The 23,926-nt window shown below is 39.3% G+C and carries 24 protein-coding genes; 12 read left to right on the forward strand and 12 right to left on the reverse strand.

Features of this window, described 5'->3' with window-relative positions:
- Positions 1 to 82 precede the first annotated feature (82 nt).
- From C4S38_RS08585 to C4S38_RS08600, 4 genes are all read right to left on the reverse strand, one after another.
- Positions 83 to 1,741, reverse strand: a complete 1,659-nt coding sequence (locus C4S38_RS08585; protein WP_103983394.1) for a Gfo/Idh/MocA family protein — start codon at positions 1,739 to 1,741, stop codon at positions 83 to 85.
- A gap of 8 nt (positions 1,742 to 1,749) precedes the next feature.
- Entirely contained in the window at positions 1,750 to 2,256 is a 507-nt protein-coding gene (locus C4S38_RS08590; RefSeq protein ID WP_099464084.1) for a DoxX family membrane protein, read from the reverse strand.
- 127 nt (positions 2,257 to 2,383) lie between these two features.
- Entirely contained in the window at positions 2,384 to 3,262 is an 879-nt protein-coding gene (locus C4S38_RS08595; protein WP_103983395.1) for a 3-keto-disaccharide hydrolase, read from the reverse strand.
- A 24-nt stretch (positions 3,263 to 3,286) separates the two neighbouring features.
- Positions 3,287 to 4,774 (reverse strand): Gfo/Idh/MocA family protein, encoded by a 1,488-nt coding sequence (locus C4S38_RS08600; protein ID WP_103983396.1) that lies wholly within the window; start codon positions 4,772 to 4,774, stop codon positions 3,287 to 3,289.
- A 478-nt stretch (positions 4,775 to 5,252) separates the two neighbouring features.
- Here C4S38_RS08600 and C4S38_RS08605 point away from each other — a divergent pair, with 478 nt between their 5' ends.
- The 6 genes from C4S38_RS08605 (at position 5,253) to cls (ending at position 11,391) form a co-directional block, all read left to right on the forward strand.
- Entirely contained in the window at positions 5,253 to 5,480 is a 228-nt protein-coding gene (locus C4S38_RS08605; RefSeq protein WP_103983397.1) for a DUF4492 domain-containing protein, read from the forward strand.
- Between the two features lie 11 nt (positions 5,481 to 5,491).
- Positions 5,492 to 7,048: a cytochrome ubiquinol oxidase subunit I gene (locus tag C4S38_RS08610; protein ID WP_103983398.1), complete on the forward strand. Its 1,557-nt coding sequence runs from the start codon at positions 5,492 to 5,494 to the stop codon at positions 7,046 to 7,048.
- Positions 7,049 to 7,089: 41 nt separating this feature from the next.
- Complete coding sequence (locus tag C4S38_RS08615) at positions 7,090 to 8,244, forward strand: cytochrome d ubiquinol oxidase subunit II (RefSeq protein ID WP_103983399.1); 1,155 nt, start codon at positions 7,090 to 7,092, stop codon at positions 8,242 to 8,244.
- Positions 8,245 to 8,500: 256 nt separating this feature from the next.
- Positions 8,501 to 9,418 carry a ribonuclease Z gene (locus tag C4S38_RS08620; RefSeq protein WP_103983400.1) on the forward strand — a complete coding sequence of 306 codons (918 nt, stop codon included), beginning with the start codon at positions 8,501 to 8,503 and terminating at the stop codon, positions 9,416 to 9,418.
- Between the two features lie 121 nt (positions 9,419 to 9,539).
- Complete coding sequence (locus C4S38_RS08625; protein WP_103983401.1) at positions 9,540 to 9,860, forward strand: hypothetical protein; 321 nt, start codon at positions 9,540 to 9,542, stop codon at positions 9,858 to 9,860.
- A 94-nt stretch (positions 9,861 to 9,954) separates the two neighbouring features.
- Positions 9,955 to 11,391: a cardiolipin synthase gene (gene cls / locus C4S38_RS08630; protein ID WP_103983402.1), complete on the forward strand. Its 1,437-nt coding sequence runs from the start codon at positions 9,955 to 9,957 to the stop codon at positions 11,389 to 11,391.
- Here the strand turns inward: cls and rsmD are convergent.
- The 3 genes from rsmD to C4S38_RS08645 are packed head-to-tail and all read right to left on the reverse strand — an operon-like array spanning position 11,363 to position 13,394.
- A complete protein-coding gene (gene rsmD / locus C4S38_RS08635) occupies positions 11,363 to 11,935 on the reverse strand; it encodes a 16S rRNA (guanine(966)-N(2))-methyltransferase RsmD (protein WP_103983403.1) in 573 nt (190 codons plus the stop codon). The two genes, cls and rsmD, sit on opposite strands and share 29 nt — an antisense overlap.
- Complete coding sequence (locus C4S38_RS08640; protein WP_103983404.1) at positions 11,923 to 12,747, reverse strand: DUF3822 family protein; 825 nt, start codon at positions 12,745 to 12,747, stop codon at positions 11,923 to 11,925. Before C4S38_RS08640 ends, rsmD begins: the two co-directional genes overlap by 13 nt.
- Positions 12,748 to 12,758: 11 nt before the next feature.
- The gene (locus tag C4S38_RS08645; RefSeq protein ID WP_099463660.1) at positions 12,759 to 13,394 is read right to left on the reverse strand and encodes a hypothetical protein; all 636 of its coding nucleotides are present in this window, start codon (positions 13,392 to 13,394) and stop codon (positions 12,759 to 12,761) included.
- Between the two features lie 93 nt (positions 13,395 to 13,487).
- Between C4S38_RS08645 and C4S38_RS08650 the strand changes: the two genes are divergently transcribed.
- The 5 genes from C4S38_RS08650 (at position 13,488) to C4S38_RS08670 (ending at position 17,913) form a co-directional block, all read left to right on the forward strand.
- A complete protein-coding gene (locus C4S38_RS08650; protein WP_103983405.1) occupies positions 13,488 to 14,903 on the forward strand; it encodes an ATP-dependent DNA helicase in 1,416 nt (471 codons plus the stop codon).
- Between the two features lie 111 nt (positions 14,904 to 15,014).
- Entirely contained in the window at positions 15,015 to 15,629 is a 615-nt protein-coding gene (locus tag C4S38_RS08655) for a hypothetical protein (protein WP_103983406.1), read from the forward strand.
- Positions 15,626 to 16,330 (forward strand): 16S rRNA (cytidine(1402)-2'-O)-methyltransferase, encoded by a 705-nt coding sequence (gene rsmI / locus C4S38_RS08660; protein WP_103983407.1) that lies wholly within the window; start codon positions 15,626 to 15,628, stop codon positions 16,328 to 16,330. The genes C4S38_RS08655 and rsmI overlap by 4 nt, the downstream gene beginning before the upstream one ends.
- An 18-nt stretch (positions 16,331 to 16,348) precedes the next feature.
- Entirely contained in the window at positions 16,349 to 17,221 is an 873-nt protein-coding gene (locus C4S38_RS08665) for a Cbp1 family collagen-binding glycoprotein adhesin (RefSeq protein WP_103983408.1), read from the forward strand.
- A complete protein-coding gene (locus tag C4S38_RS08670; RefSeq protein WP_103983409.1) occupies positions 17,218 to 17,913 on the forward strand; it encodes a YjjG family noncanonical pyrimidine nucleotidase in 696 nt (231 codons plus the stop codon). The genes C4S38_RS08665 and C4S38_RS08670 overlap by 4 nt, the downstream gene beginning before the upstream one ends.
- 50 nt (positions 17,914 to 17,963) lie before the next feature.
- Here C4S38_RS08670 and C4S38_RS08675 read toward each other — a convergent pair whose 3' ends face one another.
- The 5 genes from C4S38_RS08675 to C4S38_RS08695 are packed head-to-tail and all read right to left on the reverse strand — an operon-like array spanning position 17,964 to position 22,969.
- Entirely contained in the window at positions 17,964 to 18,977 is a 1,014-nt protein-coding gene (locus C4S38_RS08675) for an FAD:protein FMN transferase (protein ID WP_103983410.1), read from the reverse strand.
- A 6-nt stretch (positions 18,978 to 18,983) separates the two neighbouring features.
- Positions 18,984 to 20,564: a peptide chain release factor 3 gene (locus C4S38_RS08680; RefSeq protein ID WP_099463667.1), complete on the reverse strand. Its 1,581-nt coding sequence runs from the start codon at positions 20,562 to 20,564 to the stop codon at positions 18,984 to 18,986.
- 60 nt (positions 20,565 to 20,624) lie between these two features.
- Positions 20,625 to 21,491 carry a dTDP-4-dehydrorhamnose reductase gene (gene rfbD / locus C4S38_RS08685; RefSeq protein ID WP_103983411.1) on the reverse strand — a complete coding sequence of 289 codons (867 nt, stop codon included), beginning with the start codon at positions 21,489 to 21,491 and terminating at the stop codon, positions 20,625 to 20,627.
- 6 nt (positions 21,492 to 21,497) lie between these two features.
- A complete protein-coding gene (locus C4S38_RS08690; protein ID WP_099463669.1) occupies positions 21,498 to 22,046 on the reverse strand; it encodes a DUF4924 family protein in 549 nt (182 codons plus the stop codon).
- The gene (locus C4S38_RS08695; protein WP_103983412.1) at positions 22,043 to 22,969 is read right to left on the reverse strand and encodes a Mur ligase family protein; all 927 of its coding nucleotides are present in this window, start codon (positions 22,967 to 22,969) and stop codon (positions 22,043 to 22,045) included. Before C4S38_RS08695 ends, C4S38_RS08690 begins: the two co-directional genes overlap by 4 nt.
- 297 nt (positions 22,970 to 23,266) lie before the next feature.
- Here C4S38_RS08695 and C4S38_RS08700 point away from each other — a divergent pair, with 297 nt between their 5' ends.
- Positions 23,267 to 23,926 (forward strand): LysE family translocator, encoded by a 660-nt coding sequence (locus C4S38_RS08700; protein ID WP_099463670.1) that lies wholly within the window; start codon positions 23,267 to 23,269, stop codon positions 23,924 to 23,926.

A 23,926-nucleotide genomic window follows, 5' to 3' on the forward strand; every position in this document is an offset into this window, starting at 1 on the left:
TCAGGAAGGTCGTCACAATTAATTCCTCGGACACAGAATTAATTACAACGACCTTCCACATTAATCGTACTGCGTTTTAAGCTCAGGCCTTCTCGCCTCTTACGATTTCTTCTTTATCTTTATCCCAATACATAGTACGTCCTTCCAGATAAGCGCGGGTTCCCATGTGGGCAGTCATAGCTTCTTCAAAAGCACGGTCTATGTTACAACTCGGAGTCTTTCCCTGACGGATGCATTCCAGCCATTCACGGATATGAAGGTGGCTGGTATCATAACGGCGCCCGTTTACATAAGTGTAAAGCAAACCGCGCTTTGCAAAATACAATTCAGTCGGCGATGTTACCGAATCTGTGCTGTTCTGTCCCGGCACATATGTATAGAACGGTGTATCGGTAGGAATAATACCCTGGCTGATCTTGTCGGCATAACGGGTTGAATCAGGATCAACAGTAATGGCCAACATGTTGGAAACTTCCATAGAAGCATCATGTCCCATGAAGACTTTGCCACGTCCGCGGGCACTTGCCAACGTTGCACTATACAACATGGAGAGATCTTTATCCGGCCATTCGAATACAGTCTGCAAAACATCCGGAACCGTACGTCCGTCCTTAAAAAAGTACACGCCTCCGGAAGAAGTAGCCGAATGAGGAATACCAACGTGCATAATCTGGTTTACCGCATCATATTCATGAGTCAGCAAATCACCGGAAAGCCCTGTACTGTAATCCCACCAGCAACGCCAACGGAAAAAGCGTTCCAGACTGAACTTATCACGTTCTTCCGGACCGATATATCTTTCCAGGCCATTCTTAGTCATATAATCCATATATTCCTTCACGCGGTCAGGATTACCTTCAAACTGTTTCCAGTCGATAGTATCGGGCGATGCTCCTTCAATAATATCATATACCCAAGCTCCGTTAGGCGAATTACGATTGGTACAAACCTCTATCAGATTCACTTTACCCAACAGCCCTTTGCCTATGATCTCTTCGGCCTTCTGGTAGCAGTCGGTCTGACGTCCCTGATGCCCTAACTGAAATACTATACCGCTTTCTTTCACGGCCTGACGTACCATGTAGGTTTCGGGCACGGTCCACGAAAGAGGTTTCTCTACGTAAACATGTTTTCCTGCACGGGCAGCTTCTATAGCCATAGTGCTATGCCAGTGATCGGGGGTTGCAATAATTACAGCATCAATATCATCTGCGGCCAATAGTTCCTGATAGGTACGGTAACGCTTTGGTACGGCACCACCAAATTTACCGTTTGATCCTTCACGGTTAATATTGGAAGCAGCCAACTGGGCGGCTTCTGCATATTTATCAAATATATCGCAGACACCATTTACAACGACGTTAAGGTCGTCTTGCAACATATATTGCTCGTAATTGGTATCTTTCTTGTTCTGCTTGTGAAATTCAATAACTTTATCTATCCAGGAAGGTTCGGCAAATCCGGCCGCCCGCATCAAATCCTTGCCACGGATTCCGAATCCGATCATTCCCAGGCGTATCTGTTTACCATCTTTTACAGGTTCAAGATAACTGGCATTATCGCCGCTCACCTGAAATACATCTGATATATTGCGTCCCCTAAGGGCATCTTTTCTCTTCTGATAGACTCCGTAAGCCAATGCACCTAATACAGGTACGGTAGCCAACGTTTTCAACGCATCCCGGCGGCCTTTGTCAGGTTGTTGTTCCTGAGCGGGAGTTTTATTAACATCTTCTGCCATAGCCTTTATCAAATCAATTTAAGTTTATGTAATATAGGACAAACTTTTCCTAACATGCGGTCGAAACCAAATATCTGGGAAGTCGGGAATACACACAATAATCCCAATGCAGCCAGTTCTACCAAATTCTTATCTATCCAAAGGTAAGAGCCTTCAAAAGGCATCATGTACTCTGCTCCTATAAAAGAAGGATGCGACAAAGTGTACATAGCCAGCAGTATCATTCCACCCACTGAAGACAGGCGATATAAACATCCCAGTGTAAGCCCCAGGCCAATAAGCAAAAGAGCCCATTCATTTGCAAGGTTGATCATATCTACCATATTTGCATCTTGTGTCAATCCGATAAAAAAGGAAGAGGCAAAACCTTTTGAATCAAGGAGGTAAGGCATCGAAGTCCATTTCGGGTTCATGATCTTTACCATTCCTTCATACATAAAGTGCCAACCAATAAAAAGCCGGAGCATCATCAACCAAGTCAGCTGTGCTTTCGTATAACATTGTTCTTTATTCATCATTCTGTATATTAAGTCTGAAAGTTGGTTCTAAAAATATCCATATAAAATAAAATACCCGAAGCTAGAACATTAGATTCCGGCTTCGGGCGTTTTTATCTGAAATTATTTGTTTACTTAATAAGGATCAATCCAGTTCTTTAACTGTGATATTACGGAACCAAACATCATCGCCATGATCTTGAAGTCCGATGAAGCCTTCCTTATTTTCGCCACCACAATTTAGCAACAGTTCGTAAGCCAACGGCCATTTTTCCTTGCTGAACTTGCTCTTATCAAGCATTTCCTTCCATTGCGGAGTCCACAAATGATATTCTACTACAGGTTCGTCGTTCTGATAATGAACAATTGTGCCTTTATAGCAAAGGATTTTCACCTTGTTCCATTCGCCGAACGGTTTAGCATTCTGCGGTTTGGCAGGTATCATATCATACAAAGAAGAAGATTGACGGTTACCGTCTTTACCCATCTTTGCATCCGGATGATTTTCGTTATCCAGCACCTGGCATTCAGGAGCAGAGATAAAGATAGGTTCTTTTACATCGTTGCCATCCTTATCTTTAGAAATAACTTCCTGACCCAGATAGAAAATACCGGAGTTTGCTCCTTTGGCAACTTTCCATTCCAATTCCAGTTCGAAGTTTTTCAGTTTGCTTGCAAAAATCAGGTCTCCACCGTCTTTTGAACCAGCTTCACCGGCACCCGAACCTTTAATATGAATAGTACCGTCTACAACTTCCCAAGCAGCAGGTACGTCGGAACGGTTATAACCTCTCCATCCGTTGAATGTCTTGCCATCAAAAATAACAATCTTTCCATCTTTGTCTTTCGGGAAAGTCGACAAGTCAACAGTAGGAAGATCGTTCACAATTCTATATTCGGGAACAGCAGCTTCTTCTGTCGTAGCTTCCGCAGTAGCTGTATCTTCTGTTTTCTTTCCACCGCCACAGGATGTAAAATAACACATCATAACTGCGGCACTTGCTAATAATACTGACTTTTTCATTTTTGGATTTATGTTTTTTACAAATTATCTCGGCATATCAGGCAGCTTCCAACCATCGCGATAGTTATGCTTGATCAATTCAGCCGCAAACTGTTGTGCATTAACCGGATCAGTCCATTTCTTGTTGAATGAAGGATGACCGTCTTTAATTGTAAAGCCGTCTTTAATAACAGTCTTGATTGTTTCATCCGGACTGATATTTGTAAATTGCATATTGTTGCCATCCCAATGCAACTCTTTGTTCAAGCCTTGCAAACGAACAGCCAATACACCCATTACAACCATTTCATTAAACGGACCAGCCAATGAGAAGTCTGACTTAGCTTTTACACGGTTTCCTGCGCTTTCTTTACAAGCACGGATCCAGTCTTGTTCATGACCACCACTAGTTGCGTTAGCAACACGGCGTTCTGTTTTAGCGACATTAGGTACACGGCCAGACAACAACCAAGGATTCTGTCCGTAGCAACCACAAATCAATGTATCTTTTGTTCCGTGGAAGATACACAATCCGCCTCCATAACCCATCAGTTCTTTTCCTTGTGGGAATCCTACAGGACGATCCGGCATCATACCGCCATCATACCAGTGAATTTCTACTTCCGGAAGAGCTACCTTAGGCATATTGTCACGAGCAGGGAATGTCAGTTTTACATGCTGAGCCTGCGGAGCACAATCCGTCAGCAACAATGTAGACGAACCTTGTGCTTTTGTAGGATAACCTAATTTCAGAGCTTTAAACGGAGCACTCATGATGTGGCAAGCCATATCACCTAAAGCGCCTGTACCATAAGCCCACCATCCGCGCCAGTTCCATGGATGATAAATATGGTTGAAAGGACGCATTTCAGCCGGACCTGTAAACAAATCCCAATTCAAAGTAGAAGGAATCTTATCTGCTTTATCGGGCACATTCAAACCTTGCGGCCAGATAGGACGGTCTGTAGCACATTCCACTTTTGTTACTTCACCTATTTCTCCATTCCAAATCCACTCGCAAACCAGGTTTTCACCTTCGTCCGAACAGCCTTGGTTACCCATTTGTGTAGCAACCTGATATTTATCAGCCAGCTTAGTCAACAAACGAGATTCATAAACAGAGTGGGTCAACGGCTTCTGGCAATATACATGTTTGCCCAAAGTCATTGCATCGGCAGAAATAATAGCATGAGTATGGTCTGCAGTAGCTACCAATACAGCATCGATAGACTTACCCATTTCATCATACATCTTACGGAAGTCCCAATATTTTTTAGCTTGCGGATGACGGTCGAATACCGGTTTTGCATACTTCCAGTCTACATCACAAAGAGCTACGATATTTTCTGTAGTCTCCATGTTCTTTAAGTTTGCATTACCCATACCACCAATACCAACGGCAGCAATATTCAATTTATCGGAAGGGGCTACATATCCGTGACTTTTACCAAGGATAGAACCCGGAACAATAGAAAATGCAGCAGCAGCGGCGGCTCCTCTTTGGAGGAAAGATCTTCTTGAAATGTTTGACATAGTAATAATTTTTTATAGATTAGCACTTAACAATAATATTCCATGTATTTTTCCACCTTTTTGTGGTTCAAATTGTCGCAAATATAACCAATACTGTGTTAAAGACAAGCCTATGAAAGTGCTTTATCATTTAAAATAATTTTTTTTAACAGAGAAATAAATCCTACATGCCGGCATCTTTCTGTTTTTTACCGAATGCAAATTTGATTTTCATACCGGCAAAATAGATTGTTGACAATTATCAGCCAAGCGGCCGACAATTGTCAACCGTATGGCCGACGACTATCAACCGTTCGGTTGATAATTATCAAATCAAGAAGTATCACGTATGTATTCAATACCAGCTGATAGGTATAATCTATTTTTTAATAGATATTTATTATATCCTGCAGACAGCAATTATAGTCTTTTTCATTATATTTGTATTAACTTGAAACATTCTTGTTTTCACATCTGTTATCTTAATGAAAATACATGTATGAAAAAAGATTTTATTCTAATACGAATCTACCGTTTTTACCTGGAAGGTTTTCGTGAAATGACACTAGGTAAAACCCTTTGGCTTATAATCCTGGTCAAATTGTTCATTATGTTTTTCACTCTTAGGTTATTCTTTTTCCCCAATTACCTCAACCAGTTTAATAGCGATAAAGAAAAAGAAGAACACGTTTCAAGCCAACTTATAGACAGAGCAATTACTCCTTAAACATTAATAATATGATTGAAAGCATTGACACTTCTTTGATTGATTGGTCGAGAGCACAGTTTGCCCTTACGGCCATGTATCACTGGTTATTCGTCCCCCTGACATTGGGGTTGGGTGTTATACAGGCCATTATGGAAACTATTTACGTCCGGACGGGAAAAGAGTTCTGGAAAACAACGGCCCAGTTCTGGATGAAACTTTTCGGTATTAATTTTGCCATAGGGGTAGCAACCGGCCTGATACTTGAATTTGAGTTCGGAACCAACTGGTCTAACTATAGCTGGTTTGTAGGAGATATCTTTGGTGCGCCTCTTGCCATCGAAGGTATTCTGGCTTTTTTTATGGAAGCCACTTTTATTGCCGTCATGTTCTTTGGTTGGAACAAAGTGAGCAAGCGTTTCCACCTTGCATCCACATGGCTTACAATTGTAGGTGCAACACTCTCTGCCTTATGGATTCTGATCGCAAATGCATGGATGCAGTATCCTACAGGTATGCAATTCAATCCGGACACTGTTCGTAATGAAATGTTTAATTTCTGGGATGTAGCCCTATCTCCTGTCGCTATCAATAAATTTTTCCACACCGTGCTTTCCGGTTGGATTGTCGGGGCATTGTTTGTCGTTGGTATCAGCAGTTGGTATTTATTAAAGAAAAGAGAAGTAGAATTTGCCCTGTCGAGTATCAAAATCGGAGCTATCTTCGGTTTAGTTGCATCTATCTTAATTATATGGACAGGTGATGGTTCCGCTTATCAGGTAGCCCAAAAGCAGCCAATGAAATTAGCCGCTATGGAAGGACTATATGAAGGAAGCAACGGGCAAGGGTTGGTAGCTATCGGGATTCTAAATCCGCAAAAGACAAGTTACCAGGACAATGTTAACCCATTCATCTTCCGAATCCAAGTTCCTAAGCTTCTGTCTGTCCTTGCTGAACGCAAAGCAGATGCGTATGTCCCGGGAATTGTCAATCTGATTGAAGGAGGCTACACAACACATAATGGAACGCCGGCCCTTTCCGCCCAAGAAAAAATAGCAAAGGGCAGACTTGCAATCAAAGCGTTAGCCGATTACCGTCAAGCTAAAAAAGACAAAAACGAAACACTGGCCGAACAAAGCCGTACTATATTGAACGACAATTTTGCATACTTCGGATATGGTTACATTAAAGATCCGGCAGAGCTTATTCCACATGTCGGACTTACCTTCTATTCTTTCCGCATTATGGTATTATTAGGAGGATATTTCATTTTATTATTTCTCATCGCTTTAATCTATGGTAAGAAAAACAAATTTGCAGAAGCCCGTTGGTTGCAATACGTTTGCCTGTGGTCGGTCCCACTGGCTTATATTGCAGGACAAGCCGGATGGGTTGTTGCAGAGGTAGGACGTCAGCCCTGGGCCATACAAGACATACTGCCGACTTCGGCCTCAATATCCAAGTTGAATCCATCCTCAGTGCAGACCACATTCTATTTATTCCTCATCCTTTTTACAATCTTATTGATTGCAGAAATAGGCATCATGGTGAAAGCTGTCAAAAAAGGGCCACAATCAAATGGACATTAATAACGGACAATTTGTTATTCACAACTTATAATTATTAGCATATGGATAATACATATATATTATTACAACATTACTGGTGGTTCCTTGTATCTTTACTTGGAGCACTGCTTGTTTTCCTGCTTTTCGTTCAGGGCGGACAGTCTTTGCTATACACAATAGGGAAAACCGAATTGCAACAAAAAATGCTGTTAAACTCAACCGGGCGTAAATGGGAGTTCACATTTACAACACTGGTTACTTTTGGAGGTGCCTTTTTTGCCTCTTTTCCTCTTTTCTATTCTACCAGCTTCGGAGGAGCATATTGGGTATGGATGCTTATCTTACTCTGTTTCGTAATTCAAGCTGTTTCTTACGAGTATCAAGCTAAGAAAGGGAATCTGTTGGGAAAGAAAACCTATCAGATATTTCTGATGATTAATGGTATAGCAGGTCCTATTTTACTGGGAACAGCTGTAGCCACCTTCTTTAACGGCGCCGAATTTGTGGTAAACAAAGGACAACTGACCGACATAACAATGCCGGTAATATCCACATGGGCAAATCCCTGGCATGGACTGGAAGCCGCCATTGTATTCTGGAATCTTTGCTTAGGGCTGGCCGTATTTTTCCTTGCCCGTGCACTGGCTTTACTTTATTTCATCAATAATATCGATGATACCGAAGTTATAAACAGAAGCCGCAAACAACTTATTCCTGAAACAATCCTTTTTCTGGTTTTCTTCCTTCTATTTGTGGTTCATCTAATGTTCACAAAAGGTTTTGCCGTTAACCCCGAAACCGGAGAAGTATTTATGCAGCCTTATAAATACTTTATAAACCTGATTGAGATGCCGGCAGTATTAACGGTATTAGTTATAGGTGTAATAAGTGTTCTATTTGGAATAGGAAAAACTCTATTGTCTGCAGAATGGAGAAAAGGGATCTGGTTTACCGGAACCGGGACAGTTCTAACGGTATTGGCACTACTGCTTTGCGCCGGTTGGAACAATACGGCATATTATCCGTCCATTGCCGATTTGCAAAGTTCGCTGACCATACAAAACAGTTCATCCAGCCTGTTCACATTAAAGGTAATGAGCTACGTATCTATTATCGTACCATTTGTTCTGGCATATATATTCTATGCCTGGAGAGCACTTGACCTGCACAAGATAAACAGTAAAGAGATGAGCGACGACAAAGGACATACCTATTAAAAAAAGGAAACGGCGAAGCTCACGCTTGGCCGTTTCTGCATTTAACCGTTTTAAACAAAAAGAAAAAGTTAGTTAAGGCTTAGAAATATATCATAAGTCTTATTTACAGACTGCAATTGCTTCCTGAAAGGACAGCAAACAAATATATATAATCCCGTTTACCCAGCCTGCATCGGAAGGCTTTTTTTTGTTATTTTTCACAGTAAGGAGAGGCTTTTGTATTATCTTTGCATTGAATTATCCCAATAAACCCTTTATGGCTGAATTTGATATAAATATATTAGGATGTGGCTCCGCACTTCCCACTACCCGTCATTTAGCGACTTCCCAAATCATAGATTTACGAGATAAATTATATATGGTCGATTGCGGAGAAGGTACCCAAGTACAAATGCGCCACATGCGAATAAAGTTCAGCAGGCTGAATCATATATTTATTTCCCACCTGCATGGTGATCATTGTTTTGGTTTGCCCGGCCTGTTATCTACTTTGGGGATGCTTGGCCGGACCGGAGAACTCGTGATTCATGGCCCTAAAGAACTGGAAAATTATTTACGTCCCGTATTGACAATCTTCTGCAAAGGTTTACCCTACGAAATACGAATCAATACGGTGGATACATATCAACATTCGCTTATAATGGAAGATCGCTCTCTAAGTGTGTATTCGATCCCTTTAAAACATCGTATACCTTGCTGCGGATATTTGTTCGTAGAAAAACAAAAAGAAGCTCATATTCTCAGGGAAATGACCGATTTTTACCAAGTTCCCGTCCGAATGATGCAAGAAATAAAAAGAGGAGCAGATTTTATAACGGAAGAAGGAGAGATAATTCCAAATGCACGTCTCACACATCCGGCAAAACCTGCAAAACGATATGCCTATTGTTCCGACACAGCATTTTATCCGAATATCATCCCATATATTGAAGGAGTAGATTTACTTTATCATGAAGCCACTTTTGCAGAATGTGATGCAGCACGAGCGAAAGAGACATTTCATTCTACAGCAAAACAAGCAGCCGAAATAGCCAAACGAGCCCAAGTAAAGCAACTAGTTATAGGCCATTACTCTGCACGCTATGAAAACCTGAGCCAACTCAAACAGGAAGCCGATGAAATATATACGGATACAACCTTAGCCAACGAAGGCATGGTTATTTCATTGTCATAGCTTCCATAGTCCATTGTTTCACAGGCTACAGACAAGTTAGATATGGCGCTAAATAAACCGGTCTTTTCTTTCTTCGTTTACAGATTTCTTCATACATTTGTGCGAAATTAGGGTTTTGAATATGAAAGTCTTTATTACAATACTGTTAGCCCTGACTTTACAGGTAGGTTCTTCAATTCCAGCATACGCTTCGAAGTTGAAGAGTGAAACCTTTGCCATAGACCAAAACAATCTTAAACCAATAGAAATATCTGTATCTGAAAATCGCATTCATGTAGAAAATGCACCTATAGGCAGTATCCTCGAAATCTATAGCGTAGTCGGAATCAAAGTAGCAGAAATAGAATTAAAACAACCGTCCGGAGATTACACAGTAAACATTGCCAAAGGATATTATATTATCCGTATCGGGGAAACTGTACGCAAAATAGCAATTCGTTAAGGTATAAGTTTCCACACAGATATTTTCACGTAGTCCGTTTGTTTTTTTCGTCCTTCTTCTATATCTTAGTCGTTTGTAGTATAAACAAAGAGGAATGTTATCGGCTATATATATACAGTTTATAGTAGGCACTATTTTCATTATATTATATTGTGTAACTATCGTAGGATTAATATTGGTTATTCTGACTGAAAACAGAAATCCGCTAAAAACAATCCCATGGGTAATTGTATTGTTATTAGCTCCCGGTATCGGATTGCTCTTTTATTTCTTTTTCGGGCAGGACAATCGCAAACAACGTATTATTTCGAGAAGAACCTACAAACGTATTATGAGGCGGCCTCAAGAAGGTAAGCTACCTCAGGATATGTGCATCGTGCCTGAAGCTTATCAGCCGCTATCGACGTTGCTAAGCAACAGTAGCCAATCATCACTTTTATACGGAAGTGATATAACAATCTATACTAATGGCACTGATAAATTACAGGATTTACTAAAAGAAATAAATAATGCCACTCATCACATTCACTTGCAATACTATATTTTTTGTGATGACGAAACAGGCTATAAAGTACAGAAAGCTTTGATCAAGAAAGCCCGTGAAGGTGTAAAAGTACGTGTACTGTACGATGATGTAGGTTGTTGGAATGTGAAAAACCGCTTTTTCAAAGAAATGCAAGATGCCGGAATTGAAGTATATGCTTTTCTTAAAGTGGCATTTCCTATTCTAACCAGCAAAGTAAACTACCGTAACCATCGTAAAATAGTAGTAATTGACGGCAGAATAGGCTTTATGGGTGGTATGAACATTGCCGACCGTTATGACAAAGGCACATCTTGGGGAACATGGCGAGATACACATTTTAAAATTATAGGAAAAGGCGTCCATGGCCTTCAATCCGCTTTTCTTATTGACTGGTATGTTGTAAGTAAAAAGCTGCTGAATGACAAAATATACTATCCTCCAGCACAGATTTATAGCGATAACATCATGCAGATAGCAACTAGTGGACCTGTAGGGCAATGGAGAACATTGCTACAGGCAGCCATCTTTGTTATAGCAAACGCAAAGAAATACATCTTTATACAAACCCCTTATTTCTTACCGACTGAAGGATTGAATCAAGCACTGCAAACAGCAGCCTTAGGAGGTGTTGACGTACGGCTGATGCTACCTAAACGTTCAGACACCCGCACAGCAAACATGGCAACTCATTCTTTTATTGACGAGATGGTAAAAGCCGGAGTAAAAGTATACTTCTACAAGCCGGGATTCCTACATTCCAAACTGGTAATAAGTGATGATACCATTGCATGTATCGGTTCTGCAAATATGGACTTCCGCAGTTTTGAACACAATTTTGAAATTAACGCATTCATATATCAAAGGGAGTTCACTTTGCAAATGAAAAAAGTGTTTATGCACGACATGCAAAATTGTGAGCGTCTCGTACCTTCCAAATGGCTAAAACGTCCATGGAAACAAAGGATAGCAGAATCTTTTATGCGTCTGTTTTCCCCTCTTCTATAATCCGTTCCTCTTTAACAAAAATAGAGAAGTTTACAGAACCATAAACTCTGTGTTGATTAAAATAAGGAAGAGAAGAAAAATCATTTGCCTTTGGATGCTCCATGACAAAAATGCCTCCTTCGCGTAATAAATCACGTTTAAATATTAATTCAGGAACCTGAGGTAATTCCTTTAATGCATAAGGAGGATCGGCAAAAATAAAATCAAAACTTTGCGCCGGAGCCGAATGAAGATACCGAAATACATCCCCTCTGATCAGTGTCAGATCATCTGTCTTTAGCTCCTTGACAACTTTTGCTATAAAAGATGCATGTGCATTATTTTTCTCTACAGCAACAACACGACGACATTCACGGGATAATAATTCAAAAGAAATACTACCCGTACCGGCAAATAAGTCCAACGCATCTAATCCTTCAAAATCAATAAGATTAGAAACTACATTAAACAAATTCTCCTTTGCAAAATCTGTTGTTGGACGTGCACTAAAAGAAGAAGGTACGTCAAAACGCCGACGACCATATTTACCACTTATAATTCGCATATCGATAAAGAAATTAAATCCATAGGGACCTGGCCAATCTCAACTCCCAGCAAATAAGCCTCCGAAGGAATCTCCATTAAATGAACCTGCTGCAAATATGTATGCAACGTACTCATTATAGTATTACGCAACATGGAATTTCCCGCCAGATAGAGAATATCTTTCACCTGATTCATGCCAACCTCTCTCCATACATTTAATATGTAATATAACATATCATCAGGAACTGTTACCTCAAAAGAGTTTACAAAAAGCAAATTGCCTTGGGTAAAACAGGCAATATCTATCATACCATCATGCAATACCACATACATCCGCTTCGAAAGACTTGTCCGGCTTTGTTTACTCCATAAAGATATTAATGGAGTCATATAATGGACAAAACAAGGATTCAACAGCGAACGGGAACAAAACTCATATGCTTCTTCATCCAAGCCAAATACAACTTCCATTCGATCTGCTTTCAAAGCATTATTCAAACATTTCTTTTCCGGAGTTGAAAAATTAAAAGAAAGAAAGTCGTTTTTTCTTTTTTCATCAAAAATATCTCCGGGAACAAGCGTATACTGAGCAGATACACAAACCACGTAAATCCGTTTATACATCCAATTCAGAAAATCATGTTCAAAGAAAAATTCTTTCAAAGAAGACATATATGAAACTGTCCGGCTAAATTCTGCTTCTCTGTAAAAGAAGCTTCCTACTTCCGAAGGGATATAACCGGAAAAAGAAAGTCCACCCGACCATAGCCGGATGGACACTATATATTTTTCCGAATTACCAGTTAACGTATCAGGAATACTGATAGTCATATAGTTTTCGATTATTCCCAGTTACCTGCGTTATTATTAATTTCTTCCAAAGAACCTACACGCAAGCCAGGGAACTTAGATTGTTTTTCTGCTTTTTCAATCAAGTTATAAGTCAACTGAGGATCCAAATCATACAAATAGTCTGCAAACTTAACCTGGCACTGGAATACTTTAATTTCATAACCTGAACCAGACTTCAATGTAGCAGTATCCATATCAAATGTTATTTTTTCACCTGGTACTTCAGGAACATAACGCATACCTGCAACATCATAACCTGCGCCCAACAATGTATCGACAGCCAACACCCACATAGTATCACGTCTGATCAAACCTTTCTTTACAGCTTCCTTTTCAGTCATACCCTTTTCCAGCTGTTCATCAGTTAAAACACCTTCCTTTACCAAGAACGGCAGTTTTTCTGTTGTCAAGAATTTAGCCAATTCATCAAAATTAGCGGCATGTACCTTGTGAATATTTTTGTATTCAATCTGAGCTTTACGGATATCAATCAGGCGAGTCTTGATAGCGTTGTCACGTATTTCTTTCTCTGCATCATATTCCCTTGGTGCCTGAATACTTCTATAACACATGTAAACTAGCAGTAGAACTGCAGCAGCTAATAAAATCTTTAATGTAACTTTCATGGTTTGTATTGTTTTTTGAATTTATTTCGTTCGGCAAATTTAAAAAAGAATATTTAATACACTACCTTTATCGCAAAAATTATTACTTCCAAAATGATAAATAGTTATTTGAGTTGCCAAATTACACAAAATTTCCCATACAATCCCACAGATGACCAACTTTCCGCCCTGAAAATCATCTCAAACTTCTTATTTTCAAGAGAGCCGGACGGTCTTCTTCTTCTCAAAGGATATGCAGGTACCGGAAAGACTTCACTAGTGGGTTCCTTAGTAAAAACCTTAAACGAACTTAAACAAAAAACCATCCTTTTAGCACCTACCGGGCGGGCAGCAAAAGTGTTTTCCGGATATGCTGCACAGAAAGCTTACACCATACATAAAAAAATATATCGGCAAAAAGCATTTTCTAATGAACCAACTGGGTTTCTTCCGGATACTAATCTACACAAAGACACCCTGTTTATAGTAGATGAAGCTTCTATGATTTCCAATGACGGATTAGATACATTCTTTTTTGGCACCGGACGCCTGTTAGACGACCTGGTTCACTATGTTTACTCAGGCGAAAACTGCCGCTTAATACTGATGGGCGATGTTGCCCAGTTACCACCCGTAAGCCAATCTGAAAGTCCGGCTCTCAACAAAAAAATTCTTCAAGGATATAACTTGCAAGTAGAAGAAATAACTCTCACACAAGTAGTCCGCCAAAGTGAAAATTCAGGTATCTTGTTCAATGCGACTAACCTCAGAGACGCTTTAAGAAACAACACGGTGGAAAATTTCCCAAAACTGCACCTGGAAAGTTTTTCCGACTTCAGAAAAATAAATGGAGATGAATTAATAGAAGAAATTTCAGCGGCTTATGACAGAGATGGTATTGAAGAGACTATGATCATATCTCGCTCCAACAAACGGGCGACTATTTACAACAACGGCATACGCAATCGCATTCTATACCGTGAAGAAGAACTATCCTCCGGTGAGCGTCTAATGGTAGCCAAAAATAATTATTATTGGACTGCCGGATGTAAAGAAATGGACTTTATTGCCAATGGAGAAATTATTCAGGTATTACGTGTACGCCATACAACAGATTTATATGGTTTCAGATTTGCTGACGTATTAGTCCGTTTTCAGGATTACGACTTAGAGATGGAAATAAAAATTTTATTAGACGCTCTCCAGACAGACTCCCCTGCTTTACCTAAAGAGCTTAACGACAAGCTATTTTACACCATCCTCGAAGACTATGAAGATATACCTACAAAAGCCGGGAAAATGAAAAAAATGAAAGTAGACCCATATTATAACGTCGTCCAGGTAAAATACGCTTATGCTGTAACTTGTCATAAAGCACAAGGCGGACAATGGATGAATGTATTCCTTGACATCGGTTACATCACAGAAGAAATGTTAGGAAAAAGTTTCTACCGTTGGCTTTATACTGCTTTTACACGAGCAACCCATAGGCTCTATTTAGTAAACCTGCCAGACGAATTTATTGAGTAACAACGTATCTTTACAACAATATTTTACATCAATACAACGTTACATTAATAAGAAATACTTACTTTTGCGAATAACAGAGCGGATTATCTTCCCGCTTGAATACATAAAAGTATGGCAAACAAAGAAAAGATAGATTATCTGTTACTGGACATCAAGGAATTAGAAAAGCAAGTTGCCGGCATGAGGGATGTCGAAATATATCCGGTATCCTTTTTCAGCCAGACATTTGATTTGACACATAAAATACTCAAAGATCTTCATGCGCTCGAAGCAATTCAGATAGAAATGCTGCGCAAGCAAATGGAAGAACACGCAGTTTTATTGCAGTCTATCCCTAAACAAACAGCCACACCAATGCCGGATGCCCCTTCATTGGAAAAGGCTATTGAAGAAATTCCTGTTGTAAAAGAACAAATCATAAAAGTAGAAGAACCGGTCAAAGAGACAAATAATACAGCTGATCGCCCGAATTTGTTCCTCAACGATTTATTGGAAAAGAAGAACTTATCCGATTTCCGTAAAGCTTTCAGCTTAAATGATCGTTTCCGCTTTCGCAGGGAATTGTTCGGAGGAGATGAAAACAAAATGAATAAAGCAATCTCCGATCTTAATGACATTCATTCATATGAAGATTCGATTGCTTATCTGAATAATGAATTGAAATGGAATATAGAAGATGAAGCTGTAACGGACTTCATGAAACTTCTGGAAAAACGGTTCCTATGACAAAGTTAACAGTTGTACCAACTCCTGTCGGAAACCTGGAAGATATGACATTCCGGGCTATCCGGGTGCTAAAAGAGGCTGATCTTATTTTAGCAGAAGACACTCGTACAACCGGGATTCTATTAAAGCACTTTGAAATAGAAAACCGAATGCAGTCTCACCATAAATTTAATGAACATAAAACGGTGGGACAAATCGCAGCAAGAATTAAAGCAGGCGAAAATATAGCGCTTGTTTCAGATGCAGGAACTCCTGCTATCTCCGATCCCGGTTTTATGTTGGTTAGAGAATGTGTAAAACAAGGAGTAGAAGTTGAATGCCTCCCTGGTGCAACAGCATTCGTTCCGGCATTAGTTGCATCAGGACTACCGAATGAGAAATTCTGTTTTGAAGGTTTTCTTCCCCAGAAAAAAGGAAGGCAAACCCGGCTCAAAGAATTGTCGACTGAGTATCGCACAATTATCTTCTATGAATCACCTTTCAGGTTAGTAAAAACATTAGTACAACTAGCTGAATTTTTTGGAGCAGACCGACAAGTTTCCGTTTCTCGTGAAATATCTAAAATACATGAAGAAACTGTAAGAGGAACGCTTCAAGAAGTGGCTGCGCACTTTAGTGTGAACGATCCGAGAGGTGAAATTGTTATTGTATTAGCAGGCTTAAAAGATAAAAAGGACAAAGAGACAGAAAAGGATGTTTAACGTAACAAACAAAAAGACATGAAGAAAGTATTAGTAGTATGTATCTGCACAGCCATGCTGGCCTCCTGTGGACAAAATTCAGCCGATTATAAGAAGCTGAAAGCTGAAAATGATTCTCTGAGACTGGAGAATACCCGCAACACTGACGAAATTAATGAAATGCTGAACACATTAAACGATGTAGAAGCAGACTTTCAATCAATACGTGATGCCGAAAATTATTTAACCATCCAACAACAAACAGGTGGTGAAATGAATCTGAGCAAACGCGAACAGATTAAGCAGAATATGGAGTTAATCACTGAAACTTTGAAGAAGAACAAAGAACAGATTAACCAATTGCAGGATAAACTAAAGAAAAGCGGAATTCAATCGGCAGCACTGAAAAAGACTATAGACCGCCTATCTTCCGAGCTTGATCAAAAAGCTACAATGATTGTTGCTTTACAAGAAGATTTAGCTAAAAAAAATATCCGCATCCAGGAATTGGACGAAATGGTCTCATCTTTAAATGAAGATGTGGAAACTCTGGCAGCTACAACAGCTGCTCAATCCGAAAAAATAAATGCGCAAGATCAAACAATCAACACCGCTTATTATTGTTTCGGCACATCCAAAGAATTGAAAGATCAGAAAATTCTTTCCGGCGGCGGCCTATTTGCAAAATCAAAAGTATTGCAAAGTGGTTTTAACAAGGATTATTTTATTTCTATCGATATCCGAGAAGTAAAAGAAATACCTTTATTTGCAAGTAAAGCAAAACTAAGATCCAATCATCCGGAAGGTTCTTATGAATTTGTAAAAGACGAAGATAACAACCTGACACTTAAAATCACAGATACAAAAGCATTCTGGAGTTTAGGTAAATATCTGGTAATTGAAGTAGGATGACGAAATACAAAAATCTATTCATAGACTTAGACGATACCCTTTGGGATACGTATCACAACAATAAAGAATGCCTCGAAGAGATTTATAATGCCTACAATTTCGGGCGTTATTATGCCTCCTTCGAGGCTTTCTTTGATATATATATGCCCAACAATATAGATTTATGGGCTAAATATCGTACCGGAGAAATAAACCGGCAAACACTTATTATCGAACGCTTCCGTTATATGACCCGTCCGATGGGTATTGAAGATGTCAAATCCATTATGGAATTAAATAATGATTTTTTGCAACGGACTACAAAGAAAACCCGTCTAATTCCGGGAGCCATCGAACTGCTGGAATACCTCCGTCCATCTTACAGAATGTTCATTCTTTCAAATGGATTCAGGGAAGTACAATTCAAGAAACTACATAATTCCGGCCTCGCCCCTTACTTTGAGCGTATGGTATTGTCTGAAGATGCCAATATACAAAAGCCACATAAAGAAATATTTGATTTTGCCCTGCGTAATACAAACTCCCGCAGAAATGAAAGTTTAATGATAGGAGACAGCTGGGATGCTGACATTATAGGAGCTTACAATTCAAAGATAGACCAAGTCTGGTTTAACCCCGAAGGTCTTCCTGCCGGGCATTTCACTCCAACATACACTGTATATTCTTTGGAAGAAATAAAAAAAATCCTTTAAGATTTTATCTGGTAAATAAATCAACCAAAAGCAGGGGCATATCCTTCCAGCTATTCTTTACGGTCTATTAAATACTGCTGAAATCCTTCGGAATACTCAACGCGATAGCCAGTATCAACAGAATCAGAACAGATAAGATAATATTCTATTTCCGGAATTTTTATTTTCAAAGCCTTTGCTCCGTTTGAGCCCAATACCATAATAGCCGTAGCACAAGCATCAGCAATCATACCTTCCGGTGCAATAACAGTTGCCCCCAAAACATCCCGTTGTACAGGACATCCTTCACGAGGGTCAATAGTATGTGCATATTTCTTACCATCTTTCACATAAAAATTGCGGTAATTACCAGAGGTCGCCAATCCGTGGCGGCCACACAAAGAAACAATATCCTGTAAATCCTGCGTCATACCGGAAGCATCGTCTATAGGCTTTGTTATACCTATACGCCAGCACTCTCCTTTGGAATTCATCCCTTTGGCAACCACTTCTCCCCCAAAATCGATCATAAAATTTTGGATACCTTTACTTTCAAACAGCCGGGCAATCATGTCACATACCGTACCATCAGCCAATGAAGATGCGTTAAGCAATAAACGGGGATCATCCTTTTGAATTTGCCCGTTTACCAAATGCACTTTCTGATAACCGACAAAGGCTTTAACACTATCAATATGCTGAGGGGTAACACTATCTTTTTTGCTAAATCCAAACCCCCACAAATTAATGATAGGAGCACATGTAATATCATAAGCACCATCTGTTTGTTCGGAAACATATATAGCCGTATTAAATAGCTTGGCAAAAAGCGAATCTTCCACAGACATATTTGTATTCCGGTTTATTTGGGAAATAACAGATGTAGAATCAAATGCATTAAACAAATGATAAAAACGCTCAAACTCTGCATTTATTTCGTCCGTTAACGGTTGCTTATATTCATACTTAACCGTATAAGGGGTATGTAACTGACCTGTCAACGTATAATACTGTTGTTTAGGTTGACAAGACATTTGCAGCAAAAACAAACTACCCCAAAGCAGACAAAACAATACAGATTTCATATTTCCTTAAAATTCAGATGTAAAATGGAATTTAATATCCGGGAAATCATGTTGGGCCATTGTAAGAACATAATTTGAATCGGCAAGATAGACATCTCGGCCCTCCTTATCCAAAGCCATATATTGAGATTTCCGCTTTTTAAAATTCTCTAAAGCTTCTGCGTTATCACTTTCAATCCAACATGCCTTATATAAACTGATCGGCTCCCATTTACATTGGGCTCCGTATTCGTGTAGCAGACGATATTGGATAACCTCAAACTGAAGTTGTCCTACTGTTCCAATGATTTTACGGCCGTTAAACTGATTTGTAAATAACTGCGCAACTCCTTCATCCATCAATTGCTCAATACCTTTATTAAGCTGTTTGGCTTTCATCGGATCAGCATTTTCAATATACTTAAACATTTCAGGAGAAAAGCTAGGCAAGCCTTTAAAGTGAAGTTCTTCGCCGGATGTCAAAGTATCTCCTATCTTGAAATTTCCAGTATCAGGCAAACCGATAATATCACCTGCAAAAGCTTCGTCTACTACTTCTTTCTTTTGTGCCATAAATGCTGTCGGACTACTAAAACGCATCTGTTTACCAAAACGAACATGTTTATAATTGGCATTACGTTCGAAACGGCCCGAACAAACTTTCACAAAAGCAATACAGCTACGATGGTTAGGGTCCATATTAGCATGTATTTTAAAAATAAAGCCCGTAAAATTTTCTTCTTCCGGATCAACCACACGTTCCTCCGCTTGTATAGGACGAGGAAAAGGAGCAATATTTATAAAACAATCCAGCAATTCCTTTACACCAAAATTATTCAGTGCCGAACCAAAAAATACAGGAGCAATATCACCACGCAAATAGGTATCTATATCAAATTCAGGGTATACACCCTCTATCAATTCAATATCCTGACGTAGCTTTTCTGCTTGCATGGAATCTATATAAGTCTCCAATTCCGGACTATTTATATCTTTAAACTCTACGTTCTCTGTTACATATTGCTTGCTCGGAGTATACAGGTTCAGTTTCTGTTCATAGATATTATAAACACCTTTGAAGCGTTGTCCCATATCGATAGGCCAACTCAGCGGACGCACATTTATGTGTAATTCTTCTTCTATTTCATCTAACAAATCAAATGGGTCTTTACCGTCACGGTCCATCTTATTTACAAAAACAATAACCGGAGTTTTACGCATGCGGCACACTTCCATCAATTTGCGTGTCTGCGCTTCCACACCCTTTGCTATATCAATAACAATAATAACACTGTCTACAGCCGTTAGAGTACGAAATGTATCTTCGGCGAAATCCTGGTGCCCGGGGGTATCCAGAATATTGATTTTATGATCATTATAATCGAAAGCCATTACAGAAGTCGCGACAGAAATACCACGTTGTTTTTCTATTTCCATCCAATCGGAAGTTGCTGTTTTTTTAATCTTATTAGATTTAACTGCACCGGCAACATGTATGGCACCTCCAAAAAGCAATAATTTCTCCGTTAACGTAGTCTTACCAGCATCCGGGTGGCTGATGATAGCAAATGTTCTTCTTCTCTTTATTTCTTCTGAATATTGACCCATTGTTATATCTTAAATTCGTTTTGTTATTTTCAATCTTACTAAAAAGGGAATTTTTCTATTTTACAAAAACAACCGCTCTAAACAATTCCGTAAACTTTCTTCCCAATGTGGAATAATAAGGCCATAAGTTTCTTTTATTTTCCGCTTATTCAACACGCTATAATGAGGGCGTGGGGCACGTACCGGATAATCTTTCGTTTCTATAGGAACTACACGGGGCGTTAAACCTGCCAATTGTATAATTTTTACTGTAAAATCATACCAACTGCATACGCCTTCTCCTGAAAAATGATAAATACCGGGACAATACGCATCATCTTCTCCCTGTTTTATGACCTCTAATATGGCAATAGCCAAATCTCCGGCATAAGTAGGCGAACCGATCTGATCAAATATAAAACGTAATTCATCACGCTCCTTACCTAAGCGAAGTACTGTCTTTACAAAGTTGTTTCCATATTCCGAATACAACCAGGCTGTACGGATAATTACTGCGTCTGTACAAACTTCCTGTAAAGCTATTTCACCCTCCAGTTTGGTACGGCCGTAAACAGATACCGGGCATGTCCTGTCTGTTTCTATATAAGGACGGAAATTTGTTCCGTCAAATACATAATCCGTAGAAATATGAATCACACGGGCACCAACAATACTGGCAGCTTCACCTAGATAACGTACGGCATCCCGATTAATACGGGTACATAAATCTATATCATCTTCAGCTTTATCAACAGCCGTATAAGCAGCACAATTCACAATATAATCGACAGCATGAGTCTGCACAAACGAACAAACAACCTCTTTATTACAGAGATCTAATGTATCGACATCCGTGAATAAAAAATTAAACCGGGGATATTTTCCAGAAAGTTGACGGAGTGAATTACCCAATTGACCATTGGCACCGGTTACTAAAACAGTCTTCATAACAATTTAATCTTCTAGTTTCAGTTCTCCGTTCATATCTTCACGATACTTTTCGGCAAGCAAAGCTAAAAAAGAACTGATTTGTTTTATAGCTTCCATCGTTTCCGCACCCACTTCTTTTCCTTGCATCTTCAGAAGCAGATAACCATAAACAGCAGCAAAACAAGTTTCAATCTCCGGTAAATCCTGTCCACCCGATTTTGCACGCAATTGTACAATATAAGGAAGGGTTTTATAATAAGCGCCATTATAAACCATCTCTTTCGGAGACTTCAACAACCGTAAATGCAGATCAGTAAGTGCTATAATGACATTTTTGTTTAATTGGATATGCCCATTTTCCATAACACCTTCCGAACGCATCATTTCGATCAATTCTTCATACCACTGTTCTATTTCTTTCTTCACTTCATCCGATTGGTCATAATGGGCTATCACCGTACGACGAATTGAATCCATATCAAACTTGTTTGCACGAATCAAATCTTCTACCTGCCACATATAAAGCAGATATTCGGCTATATTTTCTTTTCTTTTTTGTCTGGCTACAATCATAGCTGCAAAGATAAGCTATATTCGGATAATGCCTTATAAAAATCAGTATCTTTAACTCCTAACTGCCGGCAAGCCAAGCGTGCAGCATTCAGATTTATCAAAAAATATGTATCCGGAATATAAACGGGAAAATCTCCATAACGCGTACTGAGAAAAACCTGCCCGTCTTTTTCTATTACCTGATGGCTGTCATAAGGAATAGCCGTAATATCAGTTCGTACTTCTTCTGCCAACCGGGTTACTGCAGAATCTGCACTGTAATAGATTAGTTTTCCTTCCCTTTCAATAGAGGTAGTAAAAGCCTGATAGGTACCCAAATAATCTTCAGAGGTTGCATGTCCGGTCTTATCCGACCATGACAGATTGGTCAATACGGCTATATGAGGACGATAAAATTCAAGTTGGCCATGTTGATCCAGGACAGAAGTAACATGTTCATCACCCTCAACCAATGCTATACGCGACTCATAACTCAGATGCACGCGGCTGGGAAGCAATGGAACTTCACTGGTAAGAGCATAATCGAAAGCTAACTTTTGTTGCTTCAAGGCACTTACCATCATGGAAATAATTGTTTTTTTCCCTCGACTTCCAGCTACCACAACCCGGGTTTTAGAACGTGTACGCTGATAAATAAATTCCGGAACCGACTGAATAAGCAACCCTAATTCTTTTGCTCTTACCAGTTCTGGATTATTCTGTTCCACATTAGCCCCCAGTACTACAGTATAAATATCTTTTGTTAATCTCTCCGGAAACCATCCGTCTCCGTAGCAGGCACAACCAGATTCACTCAATTTTATAAAAGCAGTGTCTGATATTCCTGTTCCGGAAACTGTCACGTCATAACCTTTTTCACGAATTGCTAAAGCTAAGTCCAATATTATCGGTTCGGTTACGGAGATCAAATGAACTTTTCGCATCATATATAATTTGCGGCAAATGTACGATAAATTAACCGATATGCGATTTCAGGTTTTGTAAAAAGTTGTTCCATTTTGACAAAAACAGAACAACTCCTTATGAAAAAGATCGGGATGATTACAAAAAATGTTCCCGATGATTTTAAAAAAAGATCGGGATGATTTTATTACTTCCACACACATTATAGTATAACCCAAATTATCTTCAATAAATCCTTTTTATGTTTTTACCTTTTTTTATCAGTATAATGGACGTATCTTTGTAGTCGGAATTCAAGAGAAAAGCGTTAATTCAGAATGCTCGGAACGATAACAAAAGGTTTAATAATAGGCATATTAGTATCGGCACCAATGGGACCGATAGGTATGCTCTGCATACAAAGAACGCTAAACAAAGGACGATGGCATGGTTTTATTACAGGTTTGGGAGCTGCCCTTTCAGATGTATTATATGCGGCTTTCACATGTCTGGGAATGGGAGTTGTTGTAAACTTTGTTGAAGCCAATCAAGCTCCGTTACAAATTATAGGAAGTATTGTTCTGGGCATTTTCGGCTATTATATATATCAAAGCAACCCAGTAAAGAACATAAAGAAACAAAGAGAGAAAAAATTATCGTTTACGCAGGATTTCATTACAGCCTTCTTACTCACCTTTAGTAACGTCTTAATCGTATTATTATATATAGGTTTGTTTGCCCGTTTCGGTTTTGTTTTACCGGACTCTTCCATATGGATGTTGGCCGGAGGAATCGGTTGTATCGGAGTAGGCGCCATATTATGGTGGTTCGGCATAACGTATATAGTAGCAAAACTAAGAAAATGGTTTAACGTAAGAGGTATATGGATGTTAAACAGAATAGTAGGTACCATAATTATTGTATTATCGATTATAGGCGTATTATCCGTATTACTCACTTCCTATTTCCACGTGCCATTAATCCAAATCTATATTTAA

The organism is Parabacteroides chinchillae, from assembly GCF_900108035.1.
GTDB classification, from domain to species: domain Bacteria; phylum Bacteroidota; class Bacteroidia; order Bacteroidales; family Tannerellaceae; genus Parabacteroides; species Parabacteroides chinchillae.